An 18428-nucleotide genomic window follows, 5' to 3' on the forward strand; every position below is an offset into this window, starting at 1 on the left:
ATAAGTCAATCTTTTTTTTGACGCTTACTCTTTATTTTTTCTCGATAAGCAGGGTTAAGTCTCCAAAAAACCAAATAACAAAAGGCCATCCAACACAACCAATAAAAACAAAGAATCAGGATTGTCATTGGGTCATGAAGAAAAGCCCAATCAATTCCAAATTTCAGCCTGTAATTTCCTAAGCTCACTATAGTTTGAACGACTGCTGTTATTAGGGCATAAATTGCGTAATGCCTGAAAAATAACTTTCCTTTTATCAGTTTAAACTTCATCTTACTTATTAAGATAATTCAATTTCAACTCAGACCAATCTGGTTTGATTCCTTTTTTTCTTTTCAACTCCTTCTGATAAAGGTATTCCCCCAGTTCTGTAAAAAATGGAAGCCCAATCTCCTCATACTCGTATTGATCATCATTCAGCGTTTCATCTTTATTGACATAAATAATGGCTGAGACGATGAATTCTACATTGTTTTCAAAATCTGCGAAATAACTTCCATCAATCAGGTGTCCATAAGCCCATCCAGTTTTATTGAAAATCCTGAATTGTTCGGGAATGGGTTTTTTGTCTGTTCCAAACTTGAAAAACTTGGAATAGCTATCATAATATTCCTCCCCTTGATAGCTGGGAAAATCCGACTCTCTGGGAAGCATACTCATGTATTTCAGGATGAATTTTCTATGCTCCTCATTGAGTTGAAATCGCTCCTGTTCCAAAAAGGCCTGTGGAAAAACTATCCGCTGAATGACTCCATGTAGATCGCTGAGCGCAAATTTATTTTTGAACGTAAATTCCATTCCAGTATTGATCAGAGAATCTCCGGAGTAATAAGCTCTTCCGATTACTGGTTTTTCAGGATTTGAATAGATAGCCTTGCTTTCCCTTTCCGGTAACTCGAGAATGATATTTCCGCTTTTATCCACAAATTTGATTGGGTTGAAATAACGGTTTTCAATTTCATTCGCCGGGAAGCTCAATCGATGGTTGATGATTGTATGATTGAGCCCCTTTTCTGCTAATTTTTCATTGATGTAATCTTGGCCTAATAGCTCATAAAGTCTATTGTACGCATCATTATCAGAAACCAATAAGATCTTTTTTATGTAATGAGCTATGCTTGGAAGAGAGTCTTTGGAAGACTTATCCACATAAGCAGGCACTTGGGAAGGTCGCACTGAATCGACTAGCATGATGCTGTTCATATCCAAGTTATCCACATTCTGCTCTTCTAGCCACTCCAAAGCCAATATGGCTACCGGCAATTTTACGGTAGAGGCTGGATAGAAGTACCGTTCATTATCCAAATTGAATTCATGCGTATCAAACATGGGGACTCCATGTTCATTTCTGTCAATTTTGGAATAAAGAATTTGAACTTGGTATTTATCGGCAGAGTCTAATACTCTTTTTAAGATTGGATAATCAGAAAGATCTCCCTGAAAAGGTTGATCGTTTTGGTTATCGCAGGAACTTAGAAAAATTGAAAGAATAATTAGATAAAATAGTTTTTTCATTCCTTTTGAAGTTGATAAAGAGTATTGACAAGATAAAAAAGATCATCGAATTCATGAAAAGCTGAAATGACGATGCGGTTGATATGTGGACTGCTTTGGGTGGGATAAGGAAATGAGGATATGATGATTCCTGCATTTTCAAGTTTGGATACCCAATCAACTTTTTCAATGATGAAAGCCGGAAAATTTCTTGAGCCTTTTATGCCTTTGAATCCTGAAATTTCCTGAGCAAAAATCCCACAGTAATCCTGCAGTTGGCTTTTGGATTTTTCATAAATGGATTGGGTTTCCATGAAGGTATGAAGATGCGCGGGAGATCCGGGAGATGCTCCCCCATATAAGGGTGTTGACTTGATCGCATCAATGCTCTCTTCACTTCCCAAAATAATTCCAGCGGGTAAAGCTAAAGCCTTCCCTAAAGAACCAGAGACTACAAGCCTAATGGCCGGGTTTTGCCATTGAGCATAGGTTCCAAAAACTCCCCTGCCCAATACACCAAAAGCATGGCTATCATCGATGAGTAGACTGATTGAGTTTTTTTCTGCTAAATCCTTTACCCATGAATAATCGTGGATTTCGCCCAATAAGGGATCCACTGCATTTCCAATCAATAAAATCTTTTTACCAAATAATTGGCTGGCTTGTTCTTGACAAGCTTTTTTCCATTGATTAAAATTTAATTGGGTGCCGCTAGAATATCCATTGGGAATTACAGCTGCATGGGTATTGGGGGCAATCCAGATTTCTTCGGTAGATGCTGCCAAATATTGGGTTGCTGCAATTCCTGCCAAATAACCTGAACTGAGAATGGCTGATTTTGGAGCTTTGGCTTCTTGAGCAAAAAACTCTTCGAATTCATCAAAGATTTTAAGCCGGATATTATTTACTCGGCTTTGCCCATGATTGGACCCTAAGTCAAACAGGTTTTTAGCCAAAACTTCCAGAAATTCCACATTCTGCCCAATTCCCAAATAGGAGGTTCCACTGAAATAAAGGAAGGACTTTCCTTCTATTTCAATGACTCTATCGATTCCCTTTCGGATATATTGAGGCTTCAAATCTCTTATTTTGCAAAAATCTGTGATTCGTCCTGAAAGGATTTGAATTCTAGGGCATTGCCGCAAGGATCTAGGAAAAACATGGTTGCCTGCTCTCCCACTTCACCTTTGAATCTGATATATGGCTCAATAACAAACTCAATTCCGTGATTTTTCAGTTTGTCTGCTAATGCATGCCATTCATCCCAAGGCAAAATTGCGCCAAAATGCCTTACGGGTACATTTTTACCGTCTACCTCATTGGTCTTTGCATTTGCCAACTCATCCGGCTTGATGTGAGCCGAAAGTTGGTGACCAAAGAAGTTGAAATCAATCCATTTATCGGTACTTCTACCGATATCGCATCCCAGTAAATCGCCGTAGAATTTTCTGGTTTCTTCTATATCCCGAATAGGGAAAGCCAGGTGAAAGGGTTTAAATTGGCTCATAATGTGTACTTTCGTTCATTAATTTTTATACCCTAAAGATATGGCAAAAAAGAAGAAAGTTTCACTGGTTTTGAGTAGCGGTGGAGCTAGAGGATTAGCGCATGTGGGGGTGATTGAAGAGTTGGAAAAAAGAAATTATGAAATTGCTGAAATAGCAGGTTGCTCTGCCGGAGCTTTGGTGGGGGGCATGTATGCAGCAGGCAAGATGGAGGATTTTAAAAATTGGATCTGCAATCTGGACCGGATTGATGTTTTTTCTTTGATGGATTTTACCTTTTCCAGTCGTGGATTTATCAAAGGAGAAAAAGTCTTTTCGGCTCTGAAAAATGTGGTGGAGGATTGTCAGATTGAAGATTTGAGTCTTCCCTTTTCATGCAATGCTGTGGAGGTTCATTCAGGAAAGGAAGTCATTTTTAATAGCGGAAGTTTGTATACGGCCATAAGAGCTTCCGGAAGCATTCCTTCAGTTTTCGTTCCTGCGGTAGTCGAAAAGCAGATTTTGATAGATGGAGGAGTTTTAAATCCTATTCCCCTTTCACTGATTAAAAAGCGGGAAGACACCATTTTGATGATTGTGGATGTGAATGGATTGGATCAGGATTATGTTGCCCCTCCTAAAAAGGATGCTGAAGGCAACCGTTTTATCACCTTGCCAGCTTGGTTGAGAGAGTATAAGGATAAGATGAGTCAGTTTTTCCCGGAAGAAAAGCCTGAAGATAAAGAAATCAGCTACTCTACGCTCAATTTGGTCAAACGCTCTTTCGACTTGCTTCAGGATAGGTTTTGTGAACTCCTTTTGGAAAAACATGATGTGGATATTCAGGTGAAAGTGGCCAGAAAGCAAGCCGGAACCCTGGAGTTTCACCGCTCTGCAGAACTGATTGAAATTGGAAGAAAAAAGGCCCAAAAGGCTTTAGATGATTGGGAGCATGGAAATCAATGAGCTAAATCGTTTATTGGGGAATGTGGATATCTACCTACTGGATCAGATATTGAAAGGTAGATTTACCAAGGAAATGAAAATTTTGGATGCGGGTTGTGGGGAGGGCAGAAATACAGCCTACTTCGTCAATCAGGGATATCAGATTTTCGGAATTGACCCTGATGAGTTAGCGATTCAGTATTGTCGCTTTCAGTCAAAAAGTTTAAAGAATGAGTATGATGCCCATCGATTTCAAATTGGGAGACTGGAAGAAATTCCTTTTCACGCGGAGGCATTTGATGTAGTGATTTGTTCAGCTGTTTTACATTTTGCCAAAAATGTGGATAACTTCAGGCAAATGATTTCCGAAATTCATCGGGTTCTAAAGCCCGGTGGGATTCTCTGGTTTAGAATGTGTACTGGCTTTGGGGGAATTCTAGATTCCGCCAAGGAAATAGGAAATGGGGTTTTTGAATTGCCAGACGGATCAGAGCGATTTGTTTTGCAGGCTAAGGAATTGGAACAAGTACTTGACTTAGGCTTTGAATATGTGGAGGCCCCCAAAACTGTTTTGGTCTTAAATCAGCGGGAAATGGGAGTTTTTATCATGCGAAAAATATAATTGGAAACAATATAAAATGACGCTTCAATACGTTCTTGAACTTGTAGGAACTTTTGTTTTTGCCATTTCCGGTGCTTTGGCAATTCGGGAGAGAGAGCATGATCTTTTTGGAGCAGGGTTTACAGGTTTCATCACTGCTATCGGTGGAGGAACATTGAGAGATATTTTATTGGATTCCTATCCTCTAGTCTGGATTGGGGATATCCATTTTTTATATGCGATTATGCTAGGGGTATTGGCAGCATTTATTTTTCCTGATTTCCTAAGTAGACTCCGAAAGACTTTTTTCCTTTTTGATACCTTGGGGATAGGTTTTTTTACCGTTTTAGGTGTGGAAAAAGCCTTGAGTTTGGGAGTCAGACCTGAAATCGCAGCCATCATGGGAATGTTTACTGCGGTGATGGGCGGAGTGATCAGAGATACTTTAACCAATGAAACTCCGGTTCTTTTTAGGAAAGAAATTTACGCTTCAGCTTGCCTTGCGGGTGCCGTTTTATATGTTGGCTTGAATTATTGGGGATTGGAGAGGGATTACAATTTGCTGATTTCCATGTCTTTGGTAATCAGTATTCGCTTGATTGCGATGAAGTATAAATTGAGCTTACCAAGGCTGGATTGAGGGTTGATGTGTAAGTGTGTAATTGATTAATCGAGTAATTGAAGAGAATCGCTGGTTGAGGTTGGCGACACTTCATTATTCATCATTGTGTGTTCGATGTTCGATATTTTTTGATCTCCCGCAAAGTAGCAGAGAGGCAAAGAGTTTTTAAAGCTATGTTTTCTATCATTTCTATGCGGTGGAAAATTGTCGTTGAACTGGAGTAGTTAAGAGTTATTGGTTATTGAGTTATTTTCAAACCAAGTTTTCACTCTTGTTTAAACCTATGTGCGCTATTGTGAATCCTATGTGGTTTAAAATTTTCTCTTCAGAGGCACAGCGACGCAGCGGTTTAGATCTTCCCGCAAAGTAGCAGAGAGGCAAAGAGTTTTTAAAGTTATGTTTTCTATCATTCCTATGCGGTGGAAAATTGTCGTTGAACTTGAGTAGTTAAGAGTTAATGGTTATTGAGTTATTTTCAAACCAAGTTTTCACCCTTGTTTAAATCTATGTGTGCTATTGTGAATCTTATGTAGTTTAAAAATTTCTCGCAGAGGCGCAGCGACGCAGCGGTTTTATATCCCGCAAAGTAGCAGAGAGGCAAAGAGATTCTAAAGCTATGTTTCCTATCATTCCTATGCGGTTAAAAACTGCTCGCAGAGGCACAGCGGTGCAGCGGTTTGGATCTCCCGCAAAGGAGCAGAGAAGCTAAGAGTTTTTAAAGCTATGTTTTCTATCATTCCTATGAGGTTTATAAAAGAATCTCTTCGCAGCTCATCAAAAGGTTTTATTCTGAAATACTTGGCTTAATTCTCACAAAAGCCACTTCATCATCTACATTTAAGAAACTATAAAGCATGCCATCTCTGACAAAAGATTTATAAGCAATTTGATAATCCTGCGGCAGCAGAACTTCTGACACCTGATCAAATTCCTTATTGAAAGCTGTCAACACAGTTTTAAAAACAATGGAATCTCCCACCATTTTATCCATTTCCGAAGATAATCTCCAATAGAGGCTATTCTTTTTGTCAAACATCAGAGGGCCGTATTTCACATACTTTTTAGTTTCCGTGGCAAGTCGCTCATACTCCTCTTGACTTTCCACTCGCTTTGGGAAATTAATTTTTGCCTCTTGACTTGTGAATTGGCTTTCGTAGGATTTGGATGTCAAAGAGTCGGTTTTCCAGTTGTAAAACTTCAATTCATTTTTGGACCTAGTAGAGAGAATCAATGTGTCATTTTTTACCTGAAGAAGATAAGAATCTAAGATAGCTCCCATGGGATAGTCTGGATATTCCGGCAAGTAAAGGCTGGTTCTAAATTTTTCCATCTTGGGAATAAATTCCAGAGGCCGATATTGAAATTTTTTATTTTCCAAGTCAAAAATCACCATGCCAAGTGGTGCGCTTTCCAGTTTCTTGTCTGCATAAAGCGCAATGAGTGTTTCACCATCCTCCGATAATGCCTCGTTGAGATCGACTCTTAAATCTTCAGGAAGCTTCTCTCCCTCAAAATCATGGTTAGCATAATTCAAATTTCCAAGTTTGGTTCCTTCCAAATCAAAATGGTACAGGTCGTAATTATCCGACAGGTAAATAGTTCCATCTTCCATGGCATAAACCTTGTTGAAATAGGAATGTCGTATGGAATTAGGGCCGTCTAAGTAAAATGGAATTTCCCTTTCAAGCTGAAGCTTTTCCAGATTGATGATTTCCAATCCGGGCTCTTTGGCTCCGGTTTGAAAGTTATACAAGTATTTTTCATCCTTTGATAGGTCTGAACTGGTCAAGCTCCAGTTTACATGGATAAACTGATCGCCAGCATCGACCATAACCGTGTCGAGGCTGTAGCTAATTTCTAGCTCTCTAGCTTTTTCCTTATTAGAATCTTTCTGACTGCAGGAAAAAGTCACAAAAAGGATCGCTGCAAAAAGTAATTTTTTCATTTTATTTCTGGTTTAAATCTTACAAAAGCCACTTCATCGTCAATATTTAGAAATTGCCAATACATTCCCTGTGAGATCAGCGGAGCACCTAGAATCCTCCAATTTTCTGGAAGACTCACTTCCCCTTTTTGATTTAAGTATTGATCAAAAAAGGTTAATGTTACGTTGTCTGTGCTTTCATCTTCCTCATTAATCTCCATTTGATTAGTAAGTCTCCAGTATTTTTTGGTTTGCTGATCCCAAACAAACTTGCGAAATGAAACCTGTTTCCAAATTTCCCGAATTGCCTCTCGTGCTTCAAAACTTGATCTGGCCTCTGTAGAATATTTGAGCTCAATTTCATTAGCAGTAATAGAAGAGGAAAAAGTTAGATGGGAGTAAGTTCCTGATGAAATATCAACTTTGTAAACTTCATTGAAAGCTGAAGAGGAAACTAAAAGTTGATCGGAGCTTTGAGTCAAAAAAATAGGCAATACATAGATATATGGATATTTAGCATATGGCTCTTTTTCAGTTTTTATTTCAAACTTTTTGAGTTCTTGAAAAAGAGGTAATTCAACCTTTCGTAAACCCATTTTATCAAGATCAATCAGGGCTAAACCCAATCTAGAGGACGGTTCATTTGATTTACCATAAAAAGTGAATAAAGATTTACCATCTTCGGATATGATTCCTTCATATTTGATTTCTTCATCTTCTTCCAATCTATCTCCTTTTAGGTTTTCAGCTGAAAATCTAAACTTCTCTACAGATTTTCTGTCGGCTGAAAGCTTCGAAATAACATCCCATGCAAAAATGAAAATCTCACCATTTTCCAAAACCTGAACTTTATCATAAAAATTGTAAGCACCGATGCCTACAGGTCCTTCCCTTTCCATAGGGATAATCCCATTCAGTTTCAGTATGCTAAGGTCAATAACTTCAAGATGGGGTACTTTTTGATTCAAATTATATAAAGTCTTTCCATTCTTGGAAAGGTATGATCTCCCTAGCGCTTCTGACAAATAAAGAAATTGATCGCCAGCATCAATGATGACTGTGTCGATGTTGTAGGAGATTTCTTCTGAAATATCTTGATTGTTAGAATCGATTTTTCCTCCACAGGAAAAGAGACCAACTAAAAATAAATTGAAGAGTAATCTTCTCATTTAATCTCTGGTTTTACTCTTACAAAAGTTACCTCATCGTCAATATTTAAAAACTTCCACAACCTTCCTTCAAGATAAAATCCAGGTTCGAAAAACAAGATTCCCTCAGGTAAAAGTGTTTCGCCAACCTGATTTATCTCCAAATCAAAAGCTGTCAGGATATGCTTATAAATTATGGTATCCCCAGCAGTCATCCGCTCCAGATCACGATGAACTCTCCAAAATTTATTCTGTTCAGTATCATGGATCAATCTACCAAAACTGACCTCTTTGTTTTTTTCCTTCATCGCTGCTCTAAATTCCTCCTGAGAACTCGCCTGCATTGGGAAATTTCCTTTTTTGCTATTAGAACTCAACTTGCTCTCATAGCTTTGACTGATTAGGCTGTCTTGCTCCAAGTTCCATTGCCAGATTTGATTTTTTGAACTGGTAGTGATCAGAATTTTGTCATCGAGCACTCTAACGCGGTTTTGCTCAGGCGCTTTCGCCATTCCTCCTCCATTCATCTCAAAACTGATTTCAAAGTCTGAGGTAAATTGCAAAAAGTCAGATGGAAATAAGCGAAGCGATTGATCACTTAAGTCGATTTTTACCAAACCAAGAATTTTGCTGTCAAAACCTTGGGTGCCATAAAAACCATAAAATCGTTTGCCATCTTGGGTATCCAAACTGGACATATTTATTTCTTCCTCCTCAGCCAATTGATCCCCTTGCCATTCAATTTCGCCCAATTTGTGAGTAGTGATCTTTTCACCGGAATTAGCCACATGATGGATGCCTACAAAGTCATAAAAAAGCACACTTTCATCCGGAAGGACTTGGATGCGCATGATAAAGCCGCCTCCAATTCCATTGGGCCCTTCTTTCTCGTATTGACGAACCTCTTTCAATTTTAGGTTCTCCAAGTCTATAATTTCCATGACCATCTCCTGATTATTGAAATTGTAGAGGAGTTTTCGCTCTTTATCCAAATCGGACATACTCAGACCATAGCGTACAAAAAAGAAGTGATCCCCAGCATCCACCATTACAGTGTCGATTTCGTAGGAGATGTCTAGATTTTGATTGGCACTGGATTTATCAGGATCTCCTCCACAGGAAATCAGGAAAAGCAACAAAAAGTAAATAGGTAGTTTTTTCATAATAGTTAGGTTAAAATTTAAAATCCATCACCGCAAAGCCCAACTCATCATTCACATTGACATAGGACCAGAGCTTGCCGTCTTTGAAGAAGGTGAATTCTGGAACATTGCTAAATTCGGGTAAGTACTTTTCTCCTAATAAGGCTAATTCGTCATCATAAACAAATAGATATACATCGGCGCTTCGGTACCAGTTGCCTTCAGAATCCTTAATCCGTTTATAGGCAAACCTAAAAAACTGTTTTCGCTGATCATCCCAAATCAATTCTTTGAAAGCAACCTGGTTGATTTGTTTCTCTGCCGCATCTTCAAATGCTTTCTCATCGGTAAATAAATTACTTTCAAAATCTCCCGTTTTTTTCCTTGGGACTAGCTTGTGATTAAATTCAACTAATATCAAGGAGTCTTTGGCATAATCATACACATAGGTATCAGAAGTAACCGAACTGGTAATAAAAAGCTTTTCATGCAGGGTATTTAACCAAATATTTTCCCCTGTACTCGAAACCCTTTTTGGTTGTTGAAGGAGTAGTGTAAATTTTACCGCCTGGTGCATGCTGGGCAATTCTATACTTTTCCCCGTTTTGGAATTTGGGTCAATGACCAAGAGCCTGACTTCAGTCTGAGTGGCACTTAATCTAGTCAAAGCAAACATTTGCTCCTCATCATGAGATAAAGTGACTCTACTGGTGATTAAGCCTTCCTCTTGGACTCCCAATCCCTCAATTTCTCTAAAATTGAATTTTAAGCTTTTTTCCTTTTGCCCATTTTTGGTAAAAATCCCAACATTTATACCTGGAGAGGTAATTAAAAAGCGATCGTTTTGAAGGGAATTAATTTTTGGTGGATTAAATCCAATGGAATTTGGGCCTTCTTTGGAGAATGGGTAAACAGCAACCATTTCCAATCTGTCCAAGTCTATTTCATAGATTACCGTCTTTCTCATATCAAAAAAGTAAAACGTTTTAGTATCCAATGAAAGCGCGGAATTATGCACTCCAAACCCTAAATCAAAAATTTCATCTTTCGGGTCTACTAGTACGGTATCAATTGTAAAAGTCAGGTTTTCAAGCACATTCCCAGAATTGGGGTTTTTAGAAGAATTGCCCCCACAGGCCAAAACCAAAGAAAGAAAAAGTAGTAGGCTTATTTTTCGCATCTTTTTAAAACTTAAAATCCATCACCGCAAAACCCAACTCATCATTCACATTGATATAAGACCAGAGTTTGCCGTCTTTGAAAAAATAACCTCTTATGAAATCTGTAACCCCATTGAGTTTGCTTTCACCAACCAACTCGTAGTCTTTATTATAGGCTAATAAATAATAGGTGTATTCATTAGGATCATTTCGAGTTTCTCCCATTTTGACCTGCGAGGCTAGTCTGAAAAAAAGATTCTTTTTAGAGTCCCACATCAATTTTTGATAAATGATCTGAGAATTGATTTTTGCCATTTCCTGCCTAAATGCTTTTTCGGTTGTCAGGTTTTGCGTGACTTCTCCACTAAGTCGATTGGGAATCATTTGATGTGTGACTTTTATCAAGCGCAAACTGTCTGCATCCAGGTCATATTCATAAAAATCTCCCATGGCTGAAGTGGATATCAAGAGTTTGTTTTGATGATTGAAGAGATAAACGGGTTGACCTGAAGACATATAGTTTCCGTTTTCATTTGCCAAAAGAGTGTATTTCCGAACTATTTCCATTTCTGGAAGAGCAACTGTTCTGGCGGTTTGATTTTTTACATCAATGATTACCAATTCAGGATTATTAATTTCTTCACCTGTTGGCCAAGAGTAAAAAAGGTTTCTTTTAAAATCGTAAATGGAATTTCCATATAAGGCAAAAAAGTTTTCGGCAAGTTGGGAGTCAATTTCCTTTGGAGTCACTTTGAGATTTTTTTGCTTCTTCCCCGATTTGTCATAAATGCCGATTTGAGGAACACCCAAAACATAAACTTCCTCATTGGGACCTATTGACACTTGGGCCACAAAGTTGCCGACTCCATCAGGTCCTTCGGTTTCGAATTCAGTTTTTTGGGTTAATGTCATCGCTTCCAAATCCACCTCGACTAAAGCAGGAGGACTGTTTTCAAAAAAGAAAAAGCCATTGTCGGTCAAGTCGAAGGTTCGGATTCCAAAGCCAAGGTTTAAAAGTTCATCTCCCGAGTCCACCAATATTGTATCAACTGTGAAGGTGAGATTTTCAAGGATATTGCTTTGCTCAATTTTTTCGCTGGATTTCTCCTGGCAAGAAAAAATTATGGAGACAAAAAAAAGGAATAAAAGCTGTCTTATCATGAGTTTATAATTCATTGAGATTAAAATTTAAAATCCATCACCGCAAAGCCCAACTCATCATTCACATTTACATAGGACCAGAGCTTGCCGTTTTTGAAGAAGGCACTTAAAGGAGCTCGATCTAATTCCGGGATTTCAGTTTCTCCGATCAGTTTAAGATTTTTATCAAAGGCGAATAAAAACACCTGAGCCTTGAGGGGAGCCTCTTTATCTTCCCGGGCTTGATAGATTCTTCCAAAACGATAGTATCTCTCAGATTTGTCATCATAAATCAGCTTTTCAAATCCAATCTGAGTTCTGGCTTTTTCCATCTCAGATTCAAACTCCTCCTGTGAGGAAACTTCATTTCTAATCTGCTTCTCTTTTCTGTTTGGGGCTAAAGAAAAATTATATTTATATAAGATTAGTGAATCGAGTTCTGGAAAAAACTCATAGATATTATTGGTAGGACTCGTAGACAAAAAATACCTGTTATTGATTCTTTGAAAGTGAATCTCCTCCACGTATATCATCATGCCATCATTCGAATTAAGAATAATTTGATATTCTGATGCCTTCTCCAAAGCAGGCAGGTCATAAATTTTACCGCTCTTCTCTCTAAAGTTGAATTTTGCCAACTTTCTGCTTGCTTTCATGAAGTCACCGGGAAGTGAAAACAGTTTTTCATCTTCAATAGATAAGATCAGTTTGTAGTAGAGGGAATATTTGAAATTCTCCTCCATTCCCTCAATATCAAAATCATCTCCTTTTAGTGTGTAGTCCTTGATCAATTCGCCCTCCCTATCTATCAAACTGGATTTTTCATATCCAGAAAGAAAAAACCTTTCTCCGGGAAACACATCGAACACTTCTATATACTCACCGACTCCATTAGGCCCTTCTTTTTCAAATGAAATCTGCTCTTCCAGTTTTAGGCTGTTGAGATTTACTTTATTGATCAAGGAGTTTTTCCCATCTAGTAAATAAAGATGTGATTTAGACTCATTAATTGTATGTGTACCCAGTCCATAAGGAAGACTGATCAATTCCTCTCCCGGATCAACGACCACAGTATCCACAGAAAAGGAAAAGTCAGCTAGAATATTGGTTGAGTCGTTTTCAGCAGATTCTTTCTCACCACTACAGGAAAAAGCGAAAGCAACAAAAAGTGCGAGGACAAAGGTCTTTCCTAATTTGTACATATCAATAGGTTAATGTCATTCTCACAAATCCAGGATCTTCATCTACTGGTCGATAACTGTAGAGCTTGCCCTCAAAGAAAAAGGCTCGTCCAAAGGGATAGGGCAAATCAACTATTTGTTCACCTAGTAATTGCAACTCCTCATCATAGGCAAATAAATAGACATCTTTCTTTTTTGGCTCGCCGGTTTCCAGTTTCCCATTGCTCTTAGATGCAAATCGGAAATACAGCTTTCTACCTGGGTCCCAATATAATCCTGAAAATGTCGGCTGCTGATTGATTTCATCGCCTACTTCTCTTACTCTTTCCTGAGAGTCTACTTTTGAGGGAAAAGAGCCTGTCTTTTTTGCTGGAACTAGCTGATGATTGAAAGTTTTAAGTATCAAAGAATCCGTGGCAAAGTCATATAGATATAAGTCGGAAGTACTGCCGGAATATATGACAAGCTGATTGTTCACCTTTTGAATGGATATGAAATCTCCATAAGTAGTGCTTGAGTTTTCACTGCTAAATGTTACTTGGAAATTTTTCGTGATTTCCAAAGCAGGGAGAGCGATGAGTTCACCTGTTTTTTCATGAAGGTTCATTTTGGCTATAAATGAATTGAAAATTTCAGAAGGCTTTTTAGGAGTGGAAAAGGCCAGTTTCTTATCCGGGCTGATAGTGAGATTCAAATAAAGTGCATGCAAATCCTCGTCTAGGCCTTGGAATTCCCCAGGCTGTATCTCCATCGTCTGAATTTTTTCTGCTTGCGCATTATAGATTCCCTGAATTCCATAGTGTGCCAACATGAATTCATTCTTTGGTAGGACATCGAAGTAATTGATAAAATTGGGAGCACGGTTTGGCCCATCTTTTTCAAAGTATATTCTGCGGACCAATTGGAGCTTTTGAAGGGTTATTTCGTGCACCTCAGGTTCTCGGTTTAAGGCAAAGTAGACCGATTGACCATCTTCACTTAGTCCAAATTGATAATACATCCCAGGATTAAAAATTTCTTCTCCTACATCAACTATCACCGTATCTAAACTAATCTGGAGGTCTGCCAGGATATTATCGGATTTTTGGGACCGTTCTTCGGTATTTTCTCCGCAAGAAAAGAGTAGGATCAGGAAAATGACTAATGGAAATCTATTCATGGATTAGAAATTAAATTGAAATCTGACAAAGCCGGCCTCATCTCCCAAAGGCCAGTAGCTGAAAAAATCTCCCTCATGGAAGTAACCGAAATAGGGGATTCTGGTCAATTCCGGTAAAAATTGCTCTCCGACTAAATGAAATTCCTCATCATAGGCGAAGAGGTAGCAGTCCGCTTTTCGCACTTTGCCATCCGGTGAGATATAATAATTTTTGGTAGCAAAGCGGAAGTAGAGTTTTCTGCTTTCATCCCAATAGAAATTTTCAAAAGAAATCTGCTGCCGTATTTGATTCGCTACCTCCATCTGTTTTTCTCTGGAATCTACTTCATTGGTAAATGAACCGCTTTTTTGGTTTTCTACCAGTTGATGCTCAAAGGAGATCAATTCCAAAGAATCATTCTTGTAGTCATATCTGTAGACTTGAGCTGTTGAGTTGCAGGTAACCAGCAGTTGCTGATTAATCAATTGTAACTCTACCCTGTCGCCATAAAATGAGGCTCCATTTCCCTGGCGGAAAATCACTTGAAAACCTGTGACTAAATCAAAGGCAGGTAGTTTCAAAACCCTACCTTTCTCATTCATCATGTCAAATACCGCAAGGCCCAAGATGGGCTTTCCAAACTCTGCTGGTAAAGAGAAAAAGAAATTTTGCTCTGGGCTGGATTTCAAATAATTAGTGACCATAAAGGGACTCTCAGATTGGAAATCAATCATTTTTTGAAAATCCTGTTCGAATGATTTTAATTTTTTGCCTTCCAGATCATAAATACTTGGAATCACCCCATCATAAATCATCAGTTGATCCTCAGGAAGGGCTTGAAATGAGGAAATCCACCCTTTGATGCCGTCAGGACCCTCACGCTGGAAGGGATGCCTCGCGAGCAACTTCATTTCTTTAAGTGAAATCTCAAAAACCTCAAAGTCTGGTTCGTAGAAAGCGAAGACACGTTCACCGTCTAGGCTCTGATCTTCGGAATATATTCCATCGGGAGCAAAAATTTCCTCCCCGGAATCGACAGTCAGGCTATCAATTTTGAGCTCCAACTTCTCTAAAATATTGGAAGTCTCTTTTTCGGAACTGTTCTGACTGCATGAAAAAAAGCTCAGCAGCAAGAGCGCGGTAAAAATTTGTTTCATATAAAAATAATTAAAGATTTAAAACTAATCTTTATTTGCTAAAAACCTAGTGCACAAACGGAAAAAGCGTTGAAAAAAATATCTAATTGGCTACAATAATCACAGTGAGGATAAATCCTTTATTCAAAATAGAAGGAAGACCGAAGACGGAAGGATCAAATTTCTGGTCCTTTAAGTTGAACCAGAACCTTACTTTCTATTAAAAAGGCTGATATACATTATATTAAAAGAAACAAAAACCTCAATTCAGATACCAGATAGAAAAATTGAGAAGAGAGGCGAAGCAAACCCAGAGAAAATAGGGAATCATTAACCAGGATGCCCATGGCGATATTTTCTTAAACTGCAGAATGCAAATAAAGACTAATACTCCCAAAGGAATGATAACCACCAAGCCTAAAGCAGGAGACTCTGCTCCAAAAAATGCCGGGGACCAAATCGCGTTTAAAGCAAGCTGAATAAAATAAAGACTTAATAAAAATCTCTTTTGAGAGTGATTGCTTTTCCAGATCAAATAGCAAACCCAACCCATCATCAGATACAAAGTCGTCCAAACGGGACCGAACAACCAAGGTGGAGGATTGAAAAAAGGCTTTTCCAAGGTTCCGTACCAGCTATCTACGCTACTGATGGTAAAATAAGCCCCGGTCAGCCCAGCGGCTTGAGGCAAAATGATGCTGATGATGAGTTTGAGCCAGTTGGGCATTTTTAAATGATTTCCAAAAGGGTTCGGAAGGCCAATGCTTTATCTTGGTAGCGTTCTTGCGTTTTGGCTCTTAGGGCAGGAGCATGCTTGGTTTCGTACTCCTGCATTTTGGCAAGGCTCTCAGTAAAATATTGCACTGCATAGTTGGTGCTGCCATCATCCGCCCTTTGGATCAGTCTCAATAATTTATGCTCGGTAAAAATACCAGTGGCCATTACTTCTGGAATATGGGTGTCTTTCAACCATTGAATAAAGTCTTCTTCTATCTCGGGAGCAACATTGATGGTGACGTTGTATAGTATCATTTCGTAGTTTTGTAGGGATTTTCCTTTTTTTAATAACAAATTTGGAACATCAAAGTTAGGAATCCCAAACTTAAAACCTCAATTCTGCTCACCCAAGCACCGCTCATGCATAAAGTAGTCACTGAAAATAGCTCCAGGACCAATATAAAAGTAATCATTGCCATAGCGGTAATCATCATCCTTCACGGTGTTGGTTTGGTGGGGCTCAGCTTGCCAGATTATAGAGATTGGTTTTTGAGTATGACTCCAGCTCAGCTTTTGACTTCTCTGGTGATCATTCTTCTATTTCACAGGGGCTGGTCTGACTCATTTCCGATTTTTGCCGCAGCTGCATTTTGGATAGGTTTTGGGGCAGAATTGATAGGAATTCATACCGGGTATTTATTTGGAGACTATGTATATGGTCCGACCTTGGGACCTAAGCTTTGGGAGGTTCCTATTATAATAGGTGTCAATTGGTTTATTTTATCCTATCTCACTGGACTTGCCTTCCAGAAAATTCCCAATGATTATTATGCGGCATTTTTAGGCGCTACAGCGATGACCGCGATAGACTATATTTTGGAGCCGGTGGCAGTTTCATTGGATTTTTGGTATTGGAAATTTGACATCATTCCTGTAGGCAATTATCTGGGGTGGTTTTTTATAGCCTACCTGATCCACCTGATTTTTAGAAAAGCAAAGTTTGAAAAGCAGAATCCTATTGCACTGCCTTTGCTTTTGACATTAATTTTATTCTTTACCATACTCAATTTTACCGTTGTGGAATGATTTATGACATGAATCATAAAATATTATTCCATAAAGCTGAAACAAAAGGTCAAATTGCAGCTTATAACAAAACAGTCACTTAATTAGTTGTTTTCGTGATGATTAAAGCTATAGGATTTATCGCACTGGGATTTATCGTAATGGAATTTTCCGGTTGGTTGATTCACAAGTACTTGATGCATGGTCCTCTTTGGATGATCCACAAGACCCATCATCAGCCTTCTAAGTCTTTCTTTGAGTTGAACGATTTGTTTTCGTTGCTCTTTGGAAGTATTGCAGTAGTATTGATTTTCCTGGGATTGGAAAATCTTGATTATCGGTTTTGGATGGGAATCGGAATCAGTTTGTACGGAGTACTCTATTTCTTTTTGCATGATGTTTTGGTTCATCGCAGACTGAAATGGTTTGACCGACCCAAAAATGCTTTCCTAAAAGGAATCTTCAAGGCGCATCAAGCGCATCATAAAACCAATCAAAAGGAAGATGCTGTTTCCTTCGGATTGTTCGTAGTACCCAGAGAATATTTTAAACAGGAAGAAAAGTGAGCACTTATTCGATCAAAGATCTAGAGCAACTTTCAGGTATCAAGGCCCATACATTACGTATCTGGGAGCAGCGTTACAATTTGCTGAGCCCCAAAAGGACTGATACCAATATCCGTTATTATGATGATGCGGACCTGAAACTGATTTTGAATGTCGCTTTGTTGAATGACAATGGCTTTAAGATCAGTAAGATTGCATCTATGGAAGAAGGAGAGATTCGAACTGAAGTGATGAAACTGACGGAAAGATCTCTAACCCATGACGATCAAATCCATGCATTGACTATCTGTATGATAGAAATGGATGAGGAGCGATTCGATAAAATTCTTTCTTCCAATATCCTTAAACTGGGCTTTGAGCAAACCATGCTCAACATCATCTATCCATTCATGTCTAAGATTGGAGTGCTTTGGCAAACCGGGGCGATCAATCCGGCTCAGGAGCATTTCATTTCTAACCTGGTCAGACAGAAACTCATTGTAGCCATAGATGGTCAAGTGGTAAACGGTGGAGGAAAGAAATTTTTACTATTCCTACCAGAAGGAGAACTTCATGAAATTTCCCTGCTTTTCGCAGCTTATCTGATCAAAAGCATGGGACATAAGGTTATATACTTAGGACAAAGCACCCCTAATGATGATCTCCTTTCAGTTTATAAATTGCATAGACCTGATTACCTTTTAACTGTGATTACTACCTCACCAAGTTCGGAGTATGCACAAGACTATGTGGATGCTTTGTCAGAGCGTTTTCAGGAAGCAAAAATCTTGATCACAGGGTATCAGGTAATCGGTCAGGATTTAAAACTCCCGGCTAATGTGCAGCAACTCAATTACATTAGGGACATCAAAGTTATGCTGGAAGAGCTCGCAGAAGTGACACAAGAGAAATAGTCTAAAGAATTTAACAATAAATTAAACAAAAGGCATTCTACCAAGAATGCCTTTTTTTGTCCATTTATATC

At 38.6% G+C, this 18428-nt stretch carries 19 protein-coding genes; 6 read left to right on the forward strand and 13 right to left on the reverse strand.

Annotated elements, in window-relative coordinates; translation table 11 throughout:
- Positions 1 to 273 precede the first annotated feature (273 nt).
- The 3 genes from BM073_RS09120 to BM073_RS09130 are packed head-to-tail and all read right to left on the reverse strand — an operon-like array spanning position 274 to position 3001.
- Complete coding sequence (locus BM073_RS09120; protein ID WP_091653435.1) at positions 274 to 1515, reverse strand: serine hydrolase; 1242 nt, start codon at positions 1513 to 1515, stop codon at positions 274 to 276.
- Positions 1512 to 2573, reverse strand: coding sequence for an aminotransferase class I/II-fold pyridoxal phosphate-dependent enzyme (locus tag BM073_RS09125; protein ID WP_175557881.1), 1062 nt, complete (start codon positions 2571 to 2573; stop codon positions 1512 to 1514). Before BM073_RS09125 ends, BM073_RS09120 begins: the two co-directional genes overlap by 4 nt.
- 5 nt (positions 2574 to 2578) lie before the next feature.
- Complete coding sequence (locus tag BM073_RS09130) at positions 2579 to 3001, reverse strand: VOC family protein (RefSeq protein WP_091653438.1); 423 nt, start codon at positions 2999 to 3001, stop codon at positions 2579 to 2581.
- A 40-nt stretch (positions 3002 to 3041) separates the two neighbouring features.
- Here BM073_RS09130 and BM073_RS09135 point away from each other — a divergent pair, with 40 nt between their 5' ends.
- Genes BM073_RS09135 through BM073_RS09145 form a run of 3 tightly spaced genes read left to right on the forward strand, consistent with a single transcriptional unit; the run spans position 3042 to position 5164 of the window.
- Positions 3042 to 3944 carry a patatin-like phospholipase family protein gene (locus BM073_RS09135; RefSeq protein ID WP_091653440.1) on the forward strand — a complete coding sequence of 301 codons (903 nt, stop codon included), beginning with the start codon at positions 3042 to 3044 and terminating at the stop codon, positions 3942 to 3944.
- Positions 3931 to 4545, forward strand: coding sequence for a class I SAM-dependent methyltransferase (locus BM073_RS09140; RefSeq protein ID WP_091653441.1), 615 nt, complete (start codon positions 3931 to 3933; stop codon positions 4543 to 4545). The genes BM073_RS09135 and BM073_RS09140 overlap by 14 nt, the downstream gene beginning before the upstream one ends.
- Before the next feature lie 16 nt (positions 4546 to 4561).
- A complete protein-coding gene (locus BM073_RS09145) occupies positions 4562 to 5164 on the forward strand; it encodes a trimeric intracellular cation channel family protein (protein ID WP_091653443.1) in 603 nt (200 codons plus the stop codon).
- A gap of 766 nt (positions 5165 to 5930) precedes the next feature.
- On the opposite strand, the gene BM073_RS09150 is transcribed toward BM073_RS09145, so the two are convergent.
- The 10 genes from BM073_RS09150 to BM073_RS09195 form a co-directional block, all read right to left on the reverse strand.
- Positions 5931 to 7091 carry a DUF4221 family protein gene (locus BM073_RS09150; protein ID WP_091653445.1) on the reverse strand — a complete coding sequence of 387 codons (1161 nt, stop codon included), beginning with the start codon at positions 7089 to 7091 and terminating at the stop codon, positions 5931 to 5933.
- Positions 7088 to 8239: a DUF4221 family protein gene (locus BM073_RS09155; RefSeq protein ID WP_091653447.1), complete on the reverse strand. Its 1152-nt coding sequence runs from the start codon at positions 8237 to 8239 to the stop codon at positions 7088 to 7090. Before BM073_RS09155 ends, BM073_RS09150 begins: the two co-directional genes overlap by 4 nt.
- Positions 8236 to 9381, reverse strand: a complete 1146-nt coding sequence (locus BM073_RS09160) for a DUF4221 family protein (RefSeq protein ID WP_091653448.1) — start codon at positions 9379 to 9381, stop codon at positions 8236 to 8238. Before BM073_RS09160 ends, BM073_RS09155 begins: the two co-directional genes overlap by 4 nt.
- A gap of 10 nt (positions 9382 to 9391) precedes the next feature.
- The gene (locus BM073_RS09165) at positions 9392 to 10540 is read right to left on the reverse strand and encodes a DUF4221 family protein (RefSeq protein ID WP_091653450.1); all 1149 of its coding nucleotides are present in this window, start codon (positions 10538 to 10540) and stop codon (positions 9392 to 9394) included.
- Positions 10541 to 10544: 4 nt separating this feature from the next.
- Positions 10545 to 11696, reverse strand: coding sequence for a DUF4221 family protein (locus BM073_RS09170; protein ID WP_091653452.1), 1152 nt, complete (start codon positions 11694 to 11696; stop codon positions 10545 to 10547).
- Between the two features lie 5 nt (positions 11697 to 11701).
- Positions 11702 to 12862 carry a DUF4221 family protein gene (locus BM073_RS09175; protein WP_091653453.1) on the reverse strand — a complete coding sequence of 387 codons (1161 nt, stop codon included), beginning with the start codon at positions 12860 to 12862 and terminating at the stop codon, positions 11702 to 11704.
- Between the two features lies 1 nt (position 12863).
- The gene (locus tag BM073_RS09180; protein ID WP_091653455.1) at positions 12864 to 14000 is read right to left on the reverse strand and encodes a DUF4221 family protein; all 1137 of its coding nucleotides are present in this window, start codon (positions 13998 to 14000) and stop codon (positions 12864 to 12866) included.
- A 3-nt stretch (positions 14001 to 14003) separates the two neighbouring features.
- Positions 14004 to 15137 carry a DUF4221 family protein gene (locus BM073_RS09185; protein ID WP_091653456.1) on the reverse strand — a complete coding sequence of 378 codons (1134 nt, stop codon included), beginning with the start codon at positions 15135 to 15137 and terminating at the stop codon, positions 14004 to 14006.
- Between the two features lie 241 nt (positions 15138 to 15378).
- Positions 15379 to 15843: a TspO/MBR family protein gene (locus tag BM073_RS09190; RefSeq protein ID WP_091653458.1), complete on the reverse strand. Its 465-nt coding sequence runs from the start codon at positions 15841 to 15843 to the stop codon at positions 15379 to 15381.
- A gap of 2 nt (positions 15844 to 15845) precedes the next feature.
- A complete protein-coding gene (locus BM073_RS09195; protein WP_091653755.1) occupies positions 15846 to 16148 on the reverse strand; it encodes a DUF4286 family protein in 303 nt (100 codons plus the stop codon).
- Between the two features lie 105 nt (positions 16149 to 16253).
- On the opposite strand from BM073_RS09195, the gene BM073_RS09200 reads away from it, so the two are divergent.
- From BM073_RS09200 to BM073_RS09210, 3 genes are all read left to right on the forward strand, one after another.
- Positions 16254 to 16919 (forward strand): carotenoid biosynthesis protein, encoded by a 666-nt coding sequence (locus BM073_RS09200; RefSeq protein WP_091653459.1) that lies wholly within the window; start codon positions 16254 to 16256, stop codon positions 16917 to 16919.
- A gap of 98 nt (positions 16920 to 17017) precedes the next feature.
- A complete protein-coding gene (locus tag BM073_RS09205; RefSeq protein ID WP_091653461.1) occupies positions 17018 to 17464 on the forward strand; it encodes a sterol desaturase family protein in 447 nt (148 codons plus the stop codon).
- Complete coding sequence (locus BM073_RS09210) at positions 17461 to 18357, forward strand: MerR family transcriptional regulator (RefSeq protein WP_091653462.1); 897 nt, start codon at positions 17461 to 17463, stop codon at positions 18355 to 18357. The genes BM073_RS09205 and BM073_RS09210 overlap by 4 nt, the downstream gene beginning before the upstream one ends.
- The last annotated feature ends 71 nt before the right edge of the window (positions 18358 to 18428 follow it).

Origin of the sequence: Algoriphagus ornithinivorans, assembly GCF_900115305.1 — a bacterium.
GTDB classification, from domain to species: Bacteria; Bacteroidota; Bacteroidia; order Cytophagales; family Cyclobacteriaceae; genus Algoriphagus; species Algoriphagus ornithinivorans.

Bases quoted from the DNA above. Each gene is read 5' to 3' on its own strand.
- BM073_RS09180 (WP_091653455.1), bottom strand. From the start codon at position 14,000: ATGAATAGATTTCCATTAGTCATTTTCCTGATCCTACTCTTTTCTTGC.
- BM073_RS09155 (WP_091653447.1), bottom strand. From the start codon at position 8,239: ATGAGAAGATTACTCTTCAATTTATTTTTAGTTGGTCTCTTTTCCTGT.
- BM073_RS09140 (WP_091653441.1), top strand. From the start codon at position 3,931: ATGGAAATCAATGAGCTAAATCGTTTATTGGGGAATGTGGATATCTAC.
- BM073_RS09175 (WP_091653453.1), bottom strand. From the start codon at position 12,862: ATGTACAAATTAGGAAAGACCTTTGTCCTCGCACTTTTTGTTGCTTTC.
- BM073_RS09205 (WP_091653461.1), top strand. From the start codon at position 17,018: ATGATTAAAGCTATAGGATTTATCGCACTGGGATTTATCGTAATGGAA.
- BM073_RS09145 (WP_091653443.1), top strand. From the start codon at position 4,562: ATGACGCTTCAATACGTTCTTGAACTTGTAGGAACTTTTGTTTTTGCC.
- BM073_RS09165 (WP_091653450.1), bottom strand. From the start codon at position 10,540: ATGCGAAAAATAAGCCTACTACTTTTTCTTTCTTTGGTTTTGGCCTGT.
- BM073_RS09195 (WP_091653755.1), bottom strand. From the start codon at position 16,148: ATGATACTATACAACGTCACCATCAATGTTGCTCCCGAGATAGAAGAA.
- BM073_RS09160 (WP_091653448.1), bottom strand. From the start codon at position 9,381: ATGAAAAAACTACCTATTTACTTTTTGTTGCTTTTCCTGATTTCCTGT.
- BM073_RS09150 (WP_091653445.1), bottom strand. From the start codon at position 7,091: ATGAAAAAATTACTTTTTGCAGCGATCCTTTTTGTGACTTTTTCCTGC.
- BM073_RS09135 (WP_091653440.1), top strand. From the start codon at position 3,042: ATGGCAAAAAAGAAGAAAGTTTCACTGGTTTTGAGTAGCGGTGGAGCT.
- BM073_RS09200 (WP_091653459.1), top strand. From the start codon at position 16,254: ATGCATAAAGTAGTCACTGAAAATAGCTCCAGGACCAATATAAAAGTA.
- BM073_RS09170 (WP_091653452.1), bottom strand. From the start codon at position 11,696: ATGAATTATAAACTCATGATAAGACAGCTTTTATTCCTTTTTTTTGTC.
- BM073_RS09120 (WP_091653435.1), bottom strand. From the start codon at position 1,515: ATGAAAAAACTATTTTATCTAATTATTCTTTCAATTTTTCTAAGTTCC.
- BM073_RS09130 (WP_091653438.1), bottom strand. From the start codon at position 3,001: ATGAGCCAATTTAAACCCTTTCACCTGGCTTTCCCTATTCGGGATATA.
- BM073_RS09185 (WP_091653456.1), bottom strand. From the start codon at position 15,137: ATGAAACAAATTTTTACCGCGCTCTTGCTGCTGAGCTTTTTTTCATGC.
- BM073_RS09190 (WP_091653458.1), bottom strand. From the start codon at position 15,843: ATGCCCAACTGGCTCAAACTCATCATCAGCATCATTTTGCCTCAAGCC.